This window comes from Pollutibacter soli (assembly GCA_029269725.1).
Classification (GTDB): Bacteria; Bacteroidota; Bacteroidia; order Chitinophagales; family Chitinophagaceae; genus Pollutibacter; species Pollutibacter soli.
Genome location: JARJHS010000007.1, coordinates 148,755 through 167,813 on the forward strand (window position 1 = coordinate 148,755; position 19,059 = coordinate 167,813).

Consider the following 19,059-nt stretch of genomic DNA (forward strand, 5'->3'; position numbering starts at 1 on the left):
TTATTTGTCTTTCTCTCCGGGGATCTCGAAACTGACACCTGTCACGGCTCTCGCGGTCTGAAGTCCGCTCATTACTGTCGCTTCAATACAACCGGCATTAAATCCATTGTCGATCCAGTCTCCCGTAATATAAAGGTTTGAAAAATCTGTTTTATCGGTTTTAATCCGGTATTGTGAGCTATTGGTAAACGACATTACATAGAGTTCGGTCGGATCAATATTAGCCCTGAAAAACTGTGCATTAAAACGCGCCTGACCGCTACCGTTATTCAGATCGGTTAACTGATTGAAATCGAACCCCGATCCTGCTGGATTTATTCCGGGCCAGATATGCGGGCTCAGGTTCTGTACATAATCCAATGCATAATTTTGTGCGACGGATGTTTGCTGGGCAGGGAAATCTGCATTGGAGAAATTTCCCGTCTGTGCATTTTTCAAAATCTGGCTCGCATATATCGCGGGCGTCGGTCCGCAGAAATAGGCAATATTCTGAGGAGTATATCCAGCCGGCCAGCTTTCCCTGACGATGAGATCGCTCATATCCGCCCAGGTATCATATGGCTCTTCATAAGAGCCCAGGAGAGCAAGTCCATCGCTGATATAGGGCCATCCCATTTGCTGAATGGAAGATTTCAGCCAGAGTTGATATGCAATAGTTGGAATCGGGATAACATTATTAACCATATTCGCCCAGGCCGTGCTTACATTGAGTTCCGATGCTATGGCCGGGAATGCACCAATGGAAATCCCCAGGATCACTTCATCAAAATCAACTCCCCAGGTAAGCGTTTGTGTTAATGGCGCCTTCCATGTTGAATAATAAGATTCAAGATTGACCTGCTGATTCTTTAATGCATCACCCTGCACCAGCTGATTGTAATCAGGCGCAGAAGGCCAGCTGGGAAGATTATTTACATTGACCAGGGGATTGTAAGGCTTGTTCGGATCTTTTAATGTCGCCTGTATATCGATAGCAATTTTCGCAATGCTTTTATTGTCTGAAGTCAATCCAATATTGGTCACCTTACTGAAGAACTGAAATTTAACTCCACGCGCCATTAGCACCTGGTACATCGGTGCGAATATAACATCGCCCATACCTGCCATCATCCTGTAATACACATGACCTTTAAATGTCAATGCCATCCGGAGTAGTCCGCGGAGTGCCGTACCCGCTTCGAAAGTATACTGTTGTTTTCCACCGAATACCAATCCGTATACTGCCTGAACGACGGCGGAATCCAGGGTGATCTGAGCAGCATCATGTTTAGCGAGCCAATCTCGATAGTCGATATTATTGATCACATCAAAACCTTTATCAATAACTCCATCTTCCACCATTCCTGCGATTGTAACAGCGGCGAGGTCAGAAATGATAAAGTCGCGGCGTAACCAGCTGTCATCATTCATCAGCCCTGCGGTGATATGCAACATCCATGCTTTAAAATGTTTCATCAGTTCGCCGACAAGGCTGTGCTGACCGGCACGGGCGGCTACTGATGCAGCCCGTATCAGCAATGAACCTGCATCTATTAGTAAATCTTCTTCCACACGCAACAAAGGACTGACTATTCTTTTGATCAGGCTCATGTGTTCTGTCTGCGCGTGTGCGTTGATGTTACCCTGCACCGCCACAGATTTTCTTTGCAGAAAGTGATCGTGGTGTTCTTTTAACCGATCGAGCAACCGGTACATATACTCCTCTACAGTCGGATGCGGAACACCATACCCGGGAGTTAAACTATTGGGCTCGATGGTAATCGGCCAGTGTTCCCATTTGCCATCAATGTCTTCTTCAAGACATATCATATTATAACCAGTAAAAGCTTCTTCCCAGGTAGCCAGGGGTGTTCCTGGTTGCCGGTTGTTGTCCTTGTAGCATTGCTGGATCAGGTTGAACGCATTATCATAGAATCCAAACCAGAGATGGAGGCCATGTTCTTCAATTCGCTGACCAACCTCTCCGTTTCGGCCGCTGGCTCCTTTTCCGCCGAGTCGCCAACCCAATTGATAAACCGTTATGTCGTATTTATCCTGCCAGTTTTGCTCAGAAGTGATCTTATAAACGCATGTCAGGGAGCCCATTCCTCCACCGAGGACGGCCAATTTCTTTTGGGACATTTTTATGTTTTAATGAACTTGATATAAGTAAGGGTCCAGTTATAATTCATAGCGAAACAACCCATAGGTATTTTTTCAATGCTGGGTACCTCCGATTCTCCCGGCGGAAGAAAAGGACAGGATTGATTATTGAGCTGCATGGAAACAGGTGTGATCATCAGGTTTTCATATTCAACTGTATAGACAGAACTTACATAGCCGTAGTTGCCATATTCGATTACGGGAAGCCGTAAGATGGGGATGATCGCATTGAAATTAGCTATACTGTTATCTATCACGGGAATACCCCTGGTTGTAAAAGTGGCCGAAAACAAAGGTGCTCCGGACAATTCATGTTCTACATTAAACGTAGTCGGGGAGATATCAAATCTTGCCATCTCCTTATTGAATTCCCAGAACAGTCGGCCGCCGATAACAGCAAGTATACTATCCAGGTACAGTACCGGCAGAAAACAGTAAGGTCCCTGGTCATTCAATGAATTATCCCTGAACTGTACATAAGGCAGCATTACTATAAATTCATTGTAATGCAGGTTTAATTGCAGATGATATTCCGCAGCAATCCGCGACAGGTTATCATTGGAATGCAGCCAGGTATCATTGAACATCAGCAACAAGGGATGATAGCCATCAGGTGTATACGTTTGAGGAGCTAGTTCAAGATCGGGGGGAAGCAGGCTTTGGGCAAACGAATCCGGCACAATAGTAAATGCGAAACGACTGTCGCAATTGCCATAAAGAGGATCTTTTCCCGGAATTCCCGTTGTATTTATTTTTGGCTGATCAACCTGATGCTGGAACATATGATTGCATTATTTATTGAGTGTTGTATTTCTGTGGAGGGTACGCAGAAATCCTTTCAGGCTAATGAAAACATTGCCATTAGTGGATCATGTTCAGAAGAGGCAGGATGATGACAGGCTTTCCGAAAAGGAGGGATATTTATCAGAAATTTAGAGTTTTAATACCAGATTTTCAGGATTGACTTTGAAATATTTAATGATGAAACTCAAACTTTCCATTCAGCCTGATACCAGGCCTGGCTGGAACACGGATGTTACAGGCGTATCATTGGACGTGAAAATGTAAAGACTGGAGGATTGGTTTTCCGCTGACCTTTAATTAAAACATTATACCCAGCTGAGAGGGAAACATCTTTCAGTGTTATTTTCTGTACCTCGTGCCACGACGGGCAGGTAACAGGTTTCGGTTAATCGCAGTGTATGTCATAATAACCACTGGGTATACTATAGAATTGATTTTGTTTCCGAAGAAAATACGGGCATAAATTTCAAGGTAGCCGTAACTGTTAGTAAAAAAGGTTGAGGCAACAGCCATGTATAGCCTGCAACTTCAACTTTTTAGAAAAAGAAGATGATTATTTTGCGAGGTATTTGTCCAGGTTTTCCAGTCCCATGGTAAATCCTTCCCTGAAGCCCATCTCCATTATTTTTTCCAGGTCTTCCAGTTTTTCATGATTGATTACGATGTGAACATGTGTTGTGTTATCATTTTCAGAAAACTGAATTTTCCAGCCTGACCTGGGAAAATTATCATTGATATTTCCTTTTTCATCACAGAAAGCATCGAGCCAATCCACTTTTTTTTGCGGCACTATTGCAGTGTAATCAGCACGGCACCAATGGTATTCATTTTCCGGACTAACCATTGCGTACATCCATGTTCCGCCAACACGAAAATTCTGTGATTTCGTTTCTGCGCGATAAGGCTTGGGCGCCCACCATTGGTCAAGAATGCTGCTATCCGTCCAGGCGGCCCATACTTTTTCAACCGGAGCATCAAATTCACGCTCAACGGTTACTGTCTTATGGATTTTATCTACATCGAATTCAAATAAAAGATTTTTCATTTTTCCTTTTTATCGTTAGGTGATATTTTGTAATACCTTTTCCTGAACAGAGATACGACCGGTTTTATGTATAAAAAATGTTATCCAGCTCAATCGATTAAAAGAAACCGTTCAGTTGCAAATATAAAAGAAGCCAATCGGTTGCACAAAATTTAATTTTAAGTGGATTATTATTTAACCATCAGAAACCTGCACAGCAATAATGTTAATTCTAATCGTCCAGCAATCTCCGGTGATAATTGATCTGGCCCAGGTGATAGTTCAGATGCGTAGCGAGATGTATCAATGTGAAGGCCATATTGGATGGTTTTTCCCAGATGACGATTGGAAAATCCTCTGAAAGTTTTGGCCCGGTAAGATTGCTGAGTCCCGAATGAACTACAACCATTGTTTCCTCAATCTGTGTGATTAATGCTGACTGAGGTATATTTTTCCTGGAAAATTCAAGATCTCTTTTGCGTAAATAATTTGTATTTGCGAGACCAACACCAATATAAGCATTAAGATTTCCGACAAGATGCAAACAAAGATTACCGCCTGAATTGGCAATGCTTTTTTCAATTTTCCAAACGGCAGCGGGATTCTTATAAGATTCAATTTCAAATTTCAACTTATTGAGATCACGATCGAAAACGGTGATGAGTTCATTAATGATCATAACAAATGTATTGATGTTCTGAAAAGTAGCGTATACCGTCGATCGTTGATTCAATTAAATTCCTATCGCGAAATCTATTTTGAGCCAAAAATCATTCGGCACGGTATTGAAGGTATGGCCCGTGGAATTGATAATAAAGAAATTAAAAAGTGAGGAAATGAAAATGAACTATTTTCAAATTTTTCAAACTATGGCTTCTTATTCGCCGCCAGCTGTTCAATAGCTTTTTCAATTCGCCTCAGTCGGGTTTCAGGAGTTTTAGCCTGGTCAATCGGAATGGTGAAGAATTTTTTGCCGCTATTGGATAAAGTTTCGAAAAAATTTTTTGCTGCAGTATTTTTATTCAGTGCCTTGCTAAAATCAGCGGGTAATTCTACAGTACGTACAGAATCATCTGGTACAAGTTCGACCTCGATTGTTTCGCCTGCTTCAATTCCTGCACCTTCCCTTACAGCTGCGCTGACGGGAAGCATATACACGCCATTGTAAAAGACAATGGTACTTGGATAACTGTAAGTATTAATAGTTACTGTAACAGGCACTTTTTTACCCCTTCCAAAGGACTCAACAATTTTTTCAGGGACCTCGATGCCTGTTGCAGTTTTCCCTGCGAGAAAAAGTTTTGTTTTGAATTTCTGACTTTTCATATGCTGTACAATGCTTAAAATTGCTGAAATTTTATATCACTTCAACGGCTTTATAGAAATATTCACGTCCGGGATTGAGTATTTCAAAATAAATAATCGCAAAAAAGAAGGACCAATGAACACTTCTTTCTTTCGTTGAGATGCTGGTCTGATTGATTTCGCAGAATCAAGACCAAAAATAATTCATTCTGCATCCTGGCACAGCGAAATAGAGCCATGCGGACAGTAACTGAAAGCGTGGCCACTTACTGTGAATTTTCAGAGCTTTCTGTACATGATATAAACAGGGGTCAATCCGAGCGTTATATGACGAAAAGCATCTGGAATTTCAGCCATCACCTGGAACCCCAGTTTCTTCCATAATTCAACCGCATATGTATTGGACTTAACAACATAATTAAACTGCATCGCATCAAAACCCAATTGTTTTGCTTCCACTATTGCGAACTCGCCCATCATTCTGCCCGCTCCTCTTCCGCCATAATATTTACTCACCATAAATCCTGCATTGGCTATATGCGATCCCAACCCCGGTTGATTATTACGGATAAAGAAAGTGCCGATTACATCGTCACCCTGGGCACATACGTAAACATGATTTCCTTTAGCAAACCAGAATGATTCCAGCTCTTCATCAGTTGATTGTGGTGAAAGAGAATAGGTGTCACCACCTGAAACGACTTCTTTCAAAATGTTCAGTACCTGTTTGAAATCTGATGTCTGAAATAATCTGATGTTAAGCACAATGAAAACTGTTTTAGCTTACAACTTTTTTCCTGCATTGATCAGGTTCAATGCAGTCTTCGCCAGCATATTTTCAGGGAACATAGCGAGCGTCTTTTCATAATATTCTACCGACTTTGCTCCATTTCCCAGCTGACCATAACAAAACGCAATATTATTCAGCGCCATTTCCCGGTAAGTCATATTTGAAAAACTCAGTAATGTGATAAAACGATATTTATCAATCCAGAGATGTTTTGAAAAAAGGGAATAGCTTTTCCCGAAGAAAGGAATTGCTTCTGCAAATTTTCCCCTTTTCACCAGCATCATTCCGTGGCGGTGATCTCTTGTAATAATTACCCGAAGAAGAAACAGCACTACAATATAAGTTCCAATTCCTGTAAGTGCAGGATCACTAAAGCCCAGTCTTTTACTGATATAGCTCAGGAAAAACATTAATACAATATTGAAAATAAGCGCAGGCCATGAAATCTGACCAGACACTGGTAGCCGGGTAGCCATTGTCAGAAATTATTTTTTGAATGTTATAGCCCGCGAAAATATGTGAAGATCCCTGAAGTTTGAACAATGATCAATAGCCATTTTGCCCGCGGTTCACTACAATTGCAACAACACTGAGCACTAGGTATTGCGCAAATAGCGCATTACCTGTAAAATCACCGGAATATCCTGGTCCGGCACTAAATGAAAAACGAAATCAACTTGCGTGGAGAAACTCTTTGCCGTGAAAAAATATTGCCTGCTGTTTATTCTCCCGGTTTTATTTTCAGTTTCAGGCCGGTCACAATCTTCGTTTCCTGAACCATATCAAATTACTTCTGATACCATTACGCAGTTGCTGATCGATAGTCAGTTCCTTCGCGTCCTTGAAGATAAAAATGCTTCTTTTTAAATGGTCCCAGGTAATCAGCGAACCAACTGCGAGCCGAAACAAATAATGGCAGGTATCGGGTTTCAACCCACAATTGAGGTGATAACAAAAAGGACCTCTTCGGCGATTCAGATTATAATCAACGATAATGGTATCGGCATTCCGCAGGAAAACCTGTCAAAAATTTTCCAGCCATCCTTCACAACAAAACCTACGGGTGATGGCACGGGCCTTGGACTTTCTCTTGCTTATGATATTATTACGAAAGCTCATGGTGGGCAGCTGACAGTAGAAACTGTTCCTGATCGGGGCACATCATTCATAAATGAGCTTCCGGCTTCATCTTAGTCGGGTGATGGTATGCGTTAGTATTCCCGGGGATATTGCTTCGGTAAAAATAATCCAGGAACTCAGATTAGGGTTTCATGTCATGTGTTCGTTCAGAATAGATTACTACCAATTTCGGGAGTTTTCAATCTCGCTAAAATAATTTATCTTCTACGCGTTTCCCGATGTAGATGAAACGCATCTTACTGATATTACTTATCGTCGCCTGCGCAAATGCGGGCAGAGGTGAATTGTCGATTGACAGTCTGAAGCACGTTTTGTCTGCTACTGCCAATGATACATTGAAACTTTCCTGTGCGGGAAATCTCGCTGACGCCTATTCAGAAATTTCTCCCGATAGCGCTTTGGTATATGCAGAACGGGAACTGTTTTACGCAAGAAAACTTGGCTTTCGTTTGAATGAATGTTATGCATTAAATCATATTGGTTATTCCAGGATGAATCTTGGGAATTATCCTGGGTCTCTGGAAGTTTTGCTGGAAGCAATTACCATCGCAGAAGATCCGGCGAGCGAGAGAAAAATTCTGCCTGATAAATATACTTATGCGGAAGATCTGTATGCCACCGCTTCATCTCCCCGTTCAAAACGTCTGGATAAAATTGCAAGAAGTCAGCAGTTTGTTGGCATATTGTATGGGAATGCAGAAAACTATGAAAAGGAGAAAAAACATCATCTCATCAGTCGTAGTCTTTCTGTGGAGACCGGCAATATTATGTTGCAAATGTTAACCGACGCCACCCTGGGCCGTTCGTATCTTTATTTGCATATGCCCGATTCCGCACTTTATTACGTGCAGTTAGCCTATGAGTTATCCTTCAAAACTCCTTTCACAAAATACAAAGGAAGCATTTTGCTGAACCTGGCACGGGTTTATGAAGCTACAAATCAGCGAAACCTGGCAAATGAATATTTCAGGAGCGCGCTTGAGGCAAGTAAGGAACAGGGTTATCAGCGTGGAGTAGTAGCTTCCTGCCTTGCATTAGCCAATTACTTTATTTCAGAAAAGCAGCTGGATTCGGCCCGTTACTTTATGCACCAGGGTCTTGACATGGCCACGCAATTGAATGCGCCTTCTTTACAGTTGCGGTCATACATAGTGCACGCTAAATATTTTGCAGTAACGAAGAATAGCGATAGCATCGTCAGCTATCAGAATAAGATCATCAAAATAAATGATAGTCTCTTCAGTATAAAACAAGCACAGCTCTTTCGGAATATCGACTTTGATGAACAGCAAAGGCAGCAACAAAAAAAGGCAGCTGAGCAGGCCAGAGAGAATCGCCTTCGCATCTATGGATTACTTGCAGGACTGACTTTGTTTATTTGCGTCGCATTGATACTGTTTCGCAATAATCGCAACAAACAAAAAGCTTACGCATTACTCGAAAAACAAAAACAGGAAACTGACCATCAACGACAGAAAGCCGAGCAGGCATTATCAGAATTGAAGTCAACACAGGCGCAATTGGTACATGCAGAAAAAATGGCTTCCCTCGGTGAGTTGACTGCAGGTATCGCGCATGAAATAGAAAACCCGTTGAACTTCATTAATAATTTTTCCGAGGTCAACCAGGAACTACTGAACGAATTGAAGGAGCAGGTGAGTGACAGTAAAAATGAACAGTCGAGGATTTTATTTGCAGATATTGAATCTAATCTGCAGAAGATTATTCAGCATGGTCAGCGTGCAGACGCGATTGTGAAAGCCATGCTGCAGCACTCACGCAAAGGTGGAACCGAAAAAGTGGTTACCGATCTTAATATGCTTTGTGATGAGTATATCAGGATTGCATATCATTCTTTCCGATCGAAGAACAAAGATTTCAACGTAAACATAAAAACAGACTTTGATGCTTCACTTCAGAAAGTGTTGATCGTTCCACAGGAAATCGGAAAAATAATTCTGAACCTGTTGAACAATGCATTTTTTGCTGTAGCTGCTAAATCATATGATCTGATTACTATGCCGGCCAACCGTACAGCAGGCGTTACTGTTACTGAAAAACATCAACCAGGTGCAGTTGACAACTATGAACCTACCATAATCGTTGCTACAAAAAAGGGTAATGGAACAATTGACGTCATAGTCTCAGACAATGGTAATGGAATACCGGAAGAAAATAAACTTAAAGTGTTCCAACCATTCTTTACAACCAGGCCTGCCGGAATGGGAACAGGTCTTGGCCTTTCCTTAAGCTTTGATATCGCCCGCGCCTATGGAGGAGAAATATCGGTAGAGTCCGAATATGGGAAAGGCAGCACTTTTAAAGTCAGCTTCCCCGATTTTTCTGTATAGCTTATAACCAAAAGTGATGTCAACTACACGAATTCGGGGATTCTATTCCTGGTGAGGAATTGATTATTTGCAGAGAAATCCTACAAATAATGATAATGCATATTGCCGGCTATAGTCTCGCTGTTTTCGCAGGATTGTGCCTCGCATTGATGGGAGGAGGTGGATCAATACTGGTCGTGCCGATCCTGGTAGGCTTTTTTTCCATCGATCCTGTCATTGCAACTACATACTCTTTATTCATTGTTGGGATGACTGCTTTTTCAGGCACCGTTTCTCAATACAGATCCAACAATATCGACTTTTCGAAACTGCTGCTGTTTGGTGTTCCTTCCATTCTGGTGTTATTCGGCATGAGAAAAATAGTAATGCCGGCCATGCCTGAAAAAATTTTCAAGGCAGGAAATGTCGTAATTACAAAGCCTGTTCTGATTATGTCGGCCTTTCTCGTCTTGATGTTTATTGCTGCTGCGCGAATGATCAGGCACCATCCCAAAATGGAAGCACCTGAGAAAATATACCACGCGCGATTGATTCTGCAAGGTGGTATCACGGGAGCAATTACTGGATTCATTGGAATCGGAGGCGGATTCATAATAGTACCATCGCTTGTTTTATTTGCTGGAATGCAGATGAAAAAAGCCGCTGCTACCAGCCTTGCAATCATTGTACTTAATTGTGCGGTGGGATTAGCCAGCAGTACCGCCAGCCTGGCTCAAACTGATCTTTGGTTTCTGACCCGGTTCTGCACATTAACGGTATCAGGGATCCTGGCTGGAACCTGGCTGGTGAAATTCATTCCAGACCGAAACCTGAAGCCTTTGTTTGGATGGATCGTTCTCGCATCAAGTACGATAATCATGTACAGGTTATATATTGCCCTTCAAATGAACTGATAGTTCGCGTCAAAGCCAGGGTAGAAAAGGTACAGCATGAAAATTTCTTAACTGATTTCAGCCTATTTGTTTAAATTAAGATCACAAGGTCATATCGCCAGTGATCAAAATACAACTGCTCTGTTTAGTCAATCTCTTTATCACCTGTTTTTCCGCGCATGCGCAAAAGACATCAGCACCTGTTTTTGAAATCACCAACGATACTTCAAGAGTCTGGTTTCTTAACGCTGCGTACGTGGATATTTTACCTGACCCAACGGGCCGTCTCCCCTTAGATTCGGTACTGGATAATAAAAATTTCGTAGATAGTACTGCGTTGGTATCAACTGCTTCGAATGTAAACACCTATTGGTTCCGTTACCATGTCAGGAATGCATTGACGTCGCGGATTCATCTTACTTTGCCTTCAGGCGCCGACCATGCTGATTTTTATATTCAGTCGCGTGAAGGGATCAACCACTTTTTTAACGGCCTTGCTGTTGCACCCCGCAAGCGACAGGGAATTAAAATATCAAATGAAATTCCCCTTATGATTAATCCGGGAGAGGAGATAACAGTGTACTACAGGCGCAATTCGTCTGTTGCTGGTTTGGGTCCGGGTTATAGGATTGAAGTAAGAAACGCAATCTATTCAGTAAGAGATCAACTGAATTTTTACGAAACCAGGTTTTTTTCGGGACAAAACTTTGTGGAGTCATTCTTCACGGGTTTTTTATTACTGGCCAGCATTTTCAACATCTTTTTCTTTATAGTGACAAGGCAAAAAATTTACCTGTACTTTGCTTTGTTCCTCTTCTTTCTTACTATTTCAGATAATCTGTTTCTGAAACAGGTTTTATTTCCCGGCAACCGGATTATTCACAGCTGGATGCGAGGCTTACCTAATATTGCTTTCTTTTTTCTGATTCATTTTATCCGTTCTTATTTCAACATGAGGATAAAGTTGCCACGGCTGGATAAGTGGCTGAGGTATTCCACTATGCTGATGGTCCTGGGATTTTTAACAGCACCCTTGATAAATGATCGCATTGGTCTGTTCCAGATAGCTAATATTTGCCTTTTCATTGGAAATATAACTTTTGTACTGATTATGGCGGGTGTGCTGTACCGTGGCAGCGGACAGACGGGCCGGTTTTTCATGATTGCTATTGCGCCATTCCTCGTAAGCCTGCTCACGTTGGTAGTGGTTGTACTCATAACTTTTCTCCTTAGCAAAAACAACCTCCTTAATATGGAGAAAGTGCTGGTATGGATTGAGAATTGGGGCGACCTATTTACAAAATTATCGCTTGCCTGGGGCGTGATCGTTTCGATGTGGGGATTGTTCCGTAAGTATAATCAGCAAAAATTAGCGCTTGCTCAAAAAGCACTCGATCAGGAACGATTAGAAAAAGAAAGGGTGGAAGAAAGAAATGCGTTAATTGAATTGCAGAAAACAGAACTCGAAGCTCAGGTGAAAGAAAGAACGGCAGAGCTGGAACAAACACTTCATGATCTTAAGGAAACGCAGGAGCAACTGATTCATAAAGAAAAGATGGCTTCACTCGGAGAACTGACTGCAGGCATTGCGCACGAAATTCAGAACCCGCTGAACTTTGTAAATAATTTTGCCGATGTCAATGCAGAACTGATCGACGAAATGGAGGAAGAACTTACAGCAGGCAACCGCGAAGAGGCTAAAGCAATTGCGGCAGATATCCGGAAAAACCTGGAAAAGATAAGTTATCATGGCGATCGTGCTGATGCGATTGTAAAAGGAATGTTGCAGCATTCGCGGAACAGTTCGGGTGAAAAAGAATTGATTGAACTGAATAGCCTTGTTGATGAGTACCTGAAACTGGCTTATCATGGTCAACGAGCAAAAAATAAAAATTTTAATGCTGAGCTCATCACTCACTATGATCATACGGTATCCAAAGTGCACTTAATACCCCAGGATATGGGAAGGGTTCTTTTGAACCTGTACAGCAATGCATTTTATTCGATGGAGCAGAAAGATCAGGGCAAAACTGACGTTTCGAAAGGAGTACATCGTCCTGCAGAAACAGCTGCTAATTCTTCTGCAAATGAAAGCGCTGATAAACCAGCTCCTGATGCAGCTTCAGGTAATGGCAGGTATATTGCAAGAATAACGGTATCCACCACACGAAAAGGTGATGTTGTTGAGATACAGGTTACTGACAATGGCACAGGCATACCTGAAAGTATAAGGAGCCGGATTTTTCAGCCTTTTTTTACAACTAAACCAACGGGAGAAGGCACCGGATTAGGCCTTTCGTTATCTTATGATATCATTAAGGCACATGGCGGAGAAATTACGGCATCATCCCAACCGGGTAATGGTACCACATTTAAAATTATTTTGCCTGTGGGATAATAAGCGGCCAAACCTGGAAGCGGTTTCAGCCAATCGGCCAATTGACTATCCTTAAAATCTTCGTCACTTCTTACTACTAACTTCTTACTTCTTACTTAATTTGCAGAGATATGGTGTCATTCGTAATTGCGATCGTGCTCATAACCCAACTGCGGAAAGTAGTACAAACAAAAAAGTTCTACCCCGAGTGGGATAAGCTATTGAAAATAATGTTCTGGGTGAATATCGGCCTGATGGCAGTTTCCCTTCCGCTGGAAAATCAATTTGATATTTCGCTGAAATGGCTGGGATACCTGATGCTTCTGGTTCTTGGCGCTATCATCTATTTGCAACCCATATTCAGACCGACGCGCTATTTCATACATGCCTGGTGGCCCTTTATTACGTTATTACTGGTCTCCAATGTACTGGAAGAAGCTTTTCCTAAATTTTACGATAAGTACGAAGAGGGCCTGGACATCGCTACCGTATTTGCCATTTTCTGGCTGGTTTACATGATTGTGGTGACCAATAAGCAACGAAAGGCACTCGCTAAAGCAAAAGCCATCGCTGAAGAAGAAGAAAGGGAGAAGAAAATGATAGAAACGCTGAAAGCGGAACTTGAAGTACAGGTTGCTGAACGGACAGCGGAACTTACTTTACAAAAGAATGAACTCGAACACGCACTCGAAGAATTAAAAGCTACGCAGGTACAACTGATACATTCAGAGAAAATGGCATCACTGGGTGAACTGACTGCCGGTATTGCTCATGAGATTCAGAATCCGTTGAATTTTGTCAATAATTTTTCTGATGTTAACCGTGAACTCATCGAGGAACTCCAGAACGAAATTGATAAGGGAAATTACCAGGATGCCAAAGCCATTGCAGGAGATATCCTGGCCAATGAATTAAAGATCGTACACCACGGAAAGCGGGCTGATGCGATCGTGAAGGGGATGCTCATGCACTCCCGTTCAAGTTCTGATGAAAAAGAAGAAGTAGATCTGAATGAACTTTGTGATGAATACCTGCGCCTGAGTTATCACGGTCTTCGTGCAAAAGACAAATTCTTTAACGCAACTTTTAATGCCGATCTGGACCCGGCTGCCGGAAAAATAAATTTGATACCGCAGGAAATCGGGCGTGTTTTATTGAACCTCTTCAACAACGCCTTTTATTCTGTTTCGAAAAAGAAAGCTGAATTCCCGGAAGGCTATGAACCAACAGTCACCGTGACTACGCGAAAATTCCGGGATACGGTCGAAATCAGGATTCGGGACAATGGGATGGGAATTCCGGAGTCTGTTATGGATAAAATGTTCCAGCCATTTTTCACCACAAAACCTACCGGTCAGGGCACCGGGCTGGGGCTTTCCCTGAGCTTCGATATCATTACCAAAGGCCATGGAGGCACCCTTTCGGTTAAAACGAAAGAAGGTGAATTTGCAGAATTCATCATATCTCTTCCGCTCGATCAGAAGTAAAAGTAAGCCACAGATGCTGTCACACCTGCGGGTGCAATCCGTCCCGTGATGTGCCCTGTTTGCATTCTTCAGGGTTGTTGTTTATGCACAGAAATTGTTTTTTGGTACTGACAGCTATTCTGGTGTTCAGCCTGTTCACTACCCCGGCAAGTGCCCAACCGACCTGGGCTCCCCTGCTTCGTATATTATCCGATACTACTTACGCTTTCCGCCTGCCGGACAGCGCCTTCCAGATTTTTCCGGATAAAGAGGATCTGTCAATTTCTGAAATAACTAAGGGCGGCGATCAATTACGGTTTGTTCCAATAAATTCAATAACAACAGACCAACTAAAAACAAGGAACTGGTGGGTTCGGTATCGGATAGGAAATGATGCTGATTCATCCCTGCAAATCAGTTTAGGAGCTTTCGCGGATCTGGTAACCTGGTACACATGGCCGGTGGGAAAACCTTCTTCTGTGACTATTTTTAAAAGCGGTTCGGCCTTGCCATGGATGGAAAAAGATGGGTTCAAAGATGCAGACCTGGTGCCGATCAATATACCCGCCCATTCTGAAATGGCAGTCTATGGTAAAATTCAATTTAAAAGACATGGCCTCCCGTCGGAATTCGCTCTCGCCTGGTTCAGTACAGAAAAAATGATCGCGGAACAGTTTTTCGATCATCAGTCGGAGACCATCGAAAAAGAAGCATTCAGTAAAATTTTCTTTGCCGGGTTTTTCCTTTTGGCGGCTCTTTTTTACCTCGTGTTGTTTGCCGTCATCAAAGAAAAAGAATATGGCTACCTGGCTTTATTTCTGTTCTTCCTTTTTATTCAAATGAATCCCTATTTCAGTATCCTTCTGGCGAGGGATTATCCCGTGCTTGCTCAACGGATCAGTGAAGCAGGCCTGTTGTACACCTTATTTTTCTTTCAGTTTACCCGCAGCTTTTTTAATACAAAAGTCCGCTTTCCACGGGGCGATAAATGGCTTAGATTCATCAATATCGTTTATGCGTCATCGGTATTTGCTGGAGTGATCTGGAACGGCGTATACTGGCTGGAATCAACAAGATCAATTTTGTTTTGCGCTGGTATCCTGGTTTATACAGTGATATTGTTCAGACTGTTGAAAAAGAAAGACAATGAGTCACGACTGTTTCTGAAAGCGCTGCTTCCTTTTATTTCCTGTTTTTTATTGTTTTTGCTGAGCGGTTTTTTGTACATCGTGTTTATCGCGCTCAACATCAATACGCTTGATCCGTTTTTCGAATGGCTCGGCAACTGGGCCAATCATCTTTATCATTTTTCAGTAAGCTGGGCGATTTTATTTTTTGCATACGTATTGTTTCGCAGGTACGACCATCAACGAAAAAAAGTAGCGCAACAGGCATTGGAAAAGGAAATCCTTGCCCGCGAAAAAGAAAAAGAACGAAACGCACTTATCGCCCGGCAAAAAATCGAACTCGAAGAACAGGTTGCCTTAAGAACTGCGGAACTACATGCATCGCTGGAAGAATTGAAAACTACACAACACCAATTGATTCATGCTGAAAAAATGGCTTCGCTTGGTGAACTCACGTCCGGCATTGCACATGAAATTCAGAACCCACTGAATTTTGTAAATAACTTCTCTGAAATCAATGCTGAACTGGTTGAGGAGCTTAAAACAGAATTAGGTAATGGTGACTATGGTGCTGCTACACTATTGGCCGGTGAAATCCTTGATAATGAGGCGAGGATTTTGCATCATGGCAAGCGTGCCGATAATATCGTGAAGGGAATGCTCCAGCACAGCAGAAAGGGTATTGGGAAAAAAGAGAGCACGGATCTTGAACAACTTTGTAATGAATATCTTCGGTTGAGCCTGCATGGTATGCGCGCCCGATACCCGGATTTCCATATACAGCCGGAAACAAATTTTGATCCGCTTACCGGCAAACTGAATGTAATTCCACAGGAATTAGGCCAGGCCATTTTCAATATTCTTAATAATGCATATTATGCCTGCGCGGAGAAAATCAGGATCTCAGCGTCTGAAACGCTGGAAGTTGAGCTTTCCGAAACAGCGAAAAATCGAAACAAGAGTTCATCCCGAAAAGCAGGCAGTTCCGTGATCATTTCTGAGTTACCCATTACCGTGAAAAATACGGGTAGCAGGTATATTCCCAGAATTGAACTTTGTACCTCCCGTAACAGAGAGTTCGTTGATATCAGGATACGGGATAATGGAACAGGTATTCCTCAGCATTTGAAGGACAAAATCTATCAACCATTCTTTACAACAAAACCTACCGGTGAAGGCACCGGGCTGGGACTTTCACTTGCATATGACATCATAACCCGCGGCCACAACGGCGAACTGACAGTCGAATCAATTGAAGGAGAATTTTCCGAATTTATCATCAGGCTGCCTGCTTAAATAGTTAATTTTATACCTAACTTGAACGCAGAAACAGGTAAAATGAAGATACTCGTTGTCGATGATGAAAAAGACATCAGAACATTATTTGAACAGCGTTTCAGGAAAGAGATCCGCGATCTTTCTATGGAATTTGCATTCGCTTATTCGGGGGAAGAAGCATTGCAATACCTGAATAAACATGTACACGAAGCAGTATTGATTTTATCAGATATAAATATGCCCGGCATGAGCGGGCTGGATTTGCTGAGGGAAATTAAAACCCATTTTGAAAATCCTCCTCCGATTGTTATGATGATCACAGCATATGGAGACGCAGAGAATTATAACCAGGCAATGAAGCTTGGTGCAGATGATTTTCTGACAAAGCCTTTGGATTTTTCAGTTTTAAAGGATAAACTTAAACAACTAATCTGATGGCGAAAATTCTGGTTGCAGATGACGAAACAGATCTGGAGATGCTGATCAAGCAAAAGTTTCGCAAACAAATAAGGGAGCAGAAATACGAGTTTGTATTTGCTGTAAACGGCAATGATGCGTTGAATAAGATTTCCGAACATCCAGATATTGATATGGTATTAAGCGATATCAATATGCCGGAAATGGATGGTCTGACTCTTTTGGGCAAGTTAAATGAAACAAGCCCGCTGATCAAGGCTGTTATTGTTTCTGCTTATGGTGATATGGAAAATATCCGGATGGCCATGAATCTCGGCGCATTTGATTTCCTGACCAAACCACTCAATTTTGAAGATCTTGAACTGACCATGGCAAAAACTATGGCGCATGTGCTGCAAATGAGAGAAACACTCAAAGCCATTCGCGAGAATAATATTCTCAGGATGTATGTCGATGAATCAGTTCTCCAGTTCATGAATCAGCGGAATTTTGAAAATTCAATCACTGTCAATGAAACAATAGAAGCGACGGTTGTATTTATTGATATCTGTGGTTTTACAATGATCACAGAAAATGAACCGGCGGATATTGTTGTTAAAATGCTTAATACCTATTTCGATGTAATCGTAAAAGAAATCATCGATCAGAAAGGCCACGTAGATAAATTCATCGGCGATGCTGTGATGGCAGTGTTCAGAGGTGATTTTCATTTGGACAGAGCGATTGAAACATCGCTTAATGTTCGCCGTAAGATCGAACTTCTTAAATCATCCGAGCATCATGGTATAACATTTATGCCGAAGGTGTCGATCGGATTGCATACAGGTGAAGTAATTTCCGGCAATATCGGTTCTGCTTCATTACGGAGACTTGACTATACTGTGATCGGCGACGTTGCAAACACTGCATCCCGTTTGAAAGGCGTTGCGGAGGATGGACAAATCATCATTGCTGAATCTTCATACGAAAAGGTAAAAGAATCATTCAATTGCCGGATGCTGCACGAAGTGGTGCTTAAAAACAAAGCCCGCCCGGTAACTATCTACGAAGTGCTCGATTAATTAATCGTTCATCGTTGTTCGTTCATCGTTTTTAGTTGTTTAAATCGCGCGTCGTCACCAAACGAGCAACAAACAACGAACAACGAACAACGAATAACGAACAACGACCACAGCAATTCCAATCATCCCTTCTTTTTCATCGTTGACATCCATTGGTGAAAAAGCCTTGTTAATTTGCATGCAGTTTTGATTAGCAGCTACCCGATAGATTAATTTTAACAAAAATTAGCGGCTTTGCCGGCTTAAAACCTTTGCTTATGAAACTGCTCGAAAGGACTACCGTGGCCCTGGTGGTGTTGCTTATCATCGCATTTGGCGCATGTACACCTGCTTCTCCCGATTACATTTCAGATTACGATGTTGTATACACGAACTATGAAAAGAGCTACAACTTTTCAGCAGTTAACACCTATTTTCTACCTGATTCAGTAGTACACAATCTCACTGGTGGCGGAACCGCGGATCATAAATTCGACGAAGCCATCCTCACACAACTCGAAACCAGTCTGAATGCACTTGGCTGGACAAGGCTCCCGACAAATTCGGGATCAACCAAAGCAGATATCGTGGTATTGCCAACGGTTTCCGAACAAATGTACGGATCATGCGCAGCCTATTGCTGGTATTGCGATTGGGGTTGGTATCCGGGCTGGGGTTATTACCCACCCACCTGGGGCCCGGGTTGGGGATGGGGATATCCTCCCGATATTATCTGCAGTTCGTATAATACCGGAACTCTGGTAGTTGCTTTTACTGATCCGAATATTGCTGCCAATAATGAATTACCTGTTGCCTGGATCGGTATTCTGAATGGCCTGCTCGAAGGTTCAGATGCAAACATATCCGCTCGCATCACTAAAAATATTCAACAGATGTTTGTTCAATCACCTTACCTTAAAAACTAA

17 protein-coding genes are annotated in these 19,059 nt (G+C 42.2%); 9 read left to right on the plus strand and 8 right to left on the minus strand.

Features of this window, described 5'->3' with window-relative positions:
- The 7 genes from P2W82_RS17210 to P2W82_RS17240 all read right to left on the minus strand — a co-directional run bounded on the left by P2W82_RS17210 (position 1) and on the right by P2W82_RS17240 (position 6,541).
- Positions 1 to 2,121, minus strand: coding sequence for an NAD(P)-binding protein (locus P2W82_RS17210; RefSeq protein WP_336517157.1), 2,121 nt, complete (start codon positions 2,119 to 2,121; stop codon positions 1 to 3).
- Positions 2,122 to 2,123: 2 nt separating this feature from the next.
- On the minus strand, positions 2,124 to 2,924 hold the full coding sequence (locus tag P2W82_RS17215) for an acetoacetate decarboxylase family protein (protein WP_336517158.1): 801 nt from the start codon (positions 2,922 to 2,924) through the stop codon (positions 2,124 to 2,126).
- 575 nt (positions 2,925 to 3,499) lie between these two features.
- Positions 3,500 to 3,991, minus strand: a complete 492-nt coding sequence (locus P2W82_RS17220) for an SRPBCC family protein (protein WP_336517159.1) — start codon at positions 3,989 to 3,991, stop codon at positions 3,500 to 3,502.
- A gap of 211 nt (positions 3,992 to 4,202) precedes the next feature.
- Positions 4,203 to 4,649: a DUF1572 family protein gene (locus tag P2W82_RS17225; RefSeq protein WP_336517160.1), complete on the minus strand. Its 447-nt coding sequence runs from the start codon at positions 4,647 to 4,649 to the stop codon at positions 4,203 to 4,205.
- 188 nt (positions 4,650 to 4,837) lie between these two features.
- Complete coding sequence (locus P2W82_RS17230; protein WP_336517161.1) at positions 4,838 to 5,296, minus strand: YdeI/OmpD-associated family protein; 459 nt, start codon at positions 5,294 to 5,296, stop codon at positions 4,838 to 4,840.
- Positions 5,297 to 5,554: 258 nt separating this feature from the next.
- Entirely contained in the window at positions 5,555 to 6,040 is a 486-nt protein-coding gene (locus tag P2W82_RS17235; RefSeq protein WP_336517162.1) for a GNAT family N-acetyltransferase, read from the minus strand.
- 18 nt (positions 6,041 to 6,058) lie between these two features.
- Entirely contained in the window at positions 6,059 to 6,541 is a 483-nt protein-coding gene (locus P2W82_RS17240) for a tetratricopeptide repeat protein (RefSeq protein ID WP_336517163.1), read from the minus strand.
- 391 nt (positions 6,542 to 6,932) lie between these two features.
- Between P2W82_RS17240 and P2W82_RS17245 the strand changes: the two genes are divergently transcribed.
- From P2W82_RS17245 to P2W82_RS17280, 8 genes are all read left to right on the plus strand, one after another.
- Positions 6,933 to 7,259: an ATP-binding protein gene (locus P2W82_RS17245; RefSeq protein ID WP_336517164.1), complete on the plus strand. Its 327-nt coding sequence runs from the start codon at positions 6,933 to 6,935 to the stop codon at positions 7,257 to 7,259.
- A 170-nt stretch (positions 7,260 to 7,429) separates the two neighbouring features.
- A complete protein-coding gene (locus P2W82_RS17250; RefSeq protein WP_336517165.1) occupies positions 7,430 to 9,556 on the plus strand; it encodes a sensor histidine kinase in 2,127 nt (708 codons plus the stop codon).
- 95 nt (positions 9,557 to 9,651) lie between these two features.
- The gene (locus P2W82_RS17255; RefSeq protein WP_336517166.1) at positions 9,652 to 10,449 is read left to right on the plus strand and encodes a sulfite exporter TauE/SafE family protein; all 798 of its coding nucleotides are present in this window, start codon (positions 9,652 to 9,654) and stop codon (positions 10,447 to 10,449) included.
- Positions 10,450 to 10,549: 100 nt separating this feature from the next.
- Complete coding sequence (locus tag P2W82_RS17260) at positions 10,550 to 12,826, plus strand: sensor histidine kinase (RefSeq protein WP_336517167.1); 2,277 nt, start codon at positions 10,550 to 10,552, stop codon at positions 12,824 to 12,826.
- 110 nt (positions 12,827 to 12,936) lie between these two features.
- The gene (locus P2W82_RS17265; RefSeq protein ID WP_336517168.1) at positions 12,937 to 14,292 is read left to right on the plus strand and encodes a sensor histidine kinase; all 1,356 of its coding nucleotides are present in this window, start codon (positions 12,937 to 12,939) and stop codon (positions 14,290 to 14,292) included.
- 101 nt (positions 14,293 to 14,393) lie between these two features.
- Positions 14,394 to 16,694: an ATP-binding protein gene (locus tag P2W82_RS17270; RefSeq protein WP_336517169.1), complete on the plus strand. Its 2,301-nt coding sequence runs from the start codon at positions 14,394 to 14,396 to the stop codon at positions 16,692 to 16,694.
- 42 nt (positions 16,695 to 16,736) lie between these two features.
- On the plus strand, positions 16,737 to 17,111 hold the full coding sequence (locus P2W82_RS17275; protein ID WP_336517170.1) for a response regulator: 375 nt from the start codon (positions 16,737 to 16,739) through the stop codon (positions 17,109 to 17,111).
- Complete coding sequence (locus P2W82_RS17280) at positions 17,111 to 18,154, plus strand: response regulator (RefSeq protein ID WP_336517171.1); 1,044 nt, start codon at positions 17,111 to 17,113, stop codon at positions 18,152 to 18,154. Before P2W82_RS17275 ends, P2W82_RS17280 begins: the two co-directional genes overlap by 1 nt.
- 54 nt (positions 18,155 to 18,208) lie before the next feature.
- On the opposite strand, the gene P2W82_RS17285 is transcribed toward P2W82_RS17280, so the two are convergent.
- On the minus strand, positions 18,209 to 18,334 hold the full coding sequence (locus P2W82_RS17285) for a hypothetical protein (RefSeq protein ID WP_336517172.1): 126 nt from the start codon (positions 18,332 to 18,334) through the stop codon (positions 18,209 to 18,211).
- Positions 18,335 to 18,411: 77 nt separating this feature from the next.
- On the opposite strand from P2W82_RS17285, the gene P2W82_RS17290 reads away from it, so the two are divergent.
- Positions 18,412 to 19,059: a DUF4136 domain-containing protein gene (locus P2W82_RS17290; protein WP_336517173.1), complete on the plus strand. Its 648-nt coding sequence runs from the start codon at positions 18,412 to 18,414 to the stop codon at positions 19,057 to 19,059.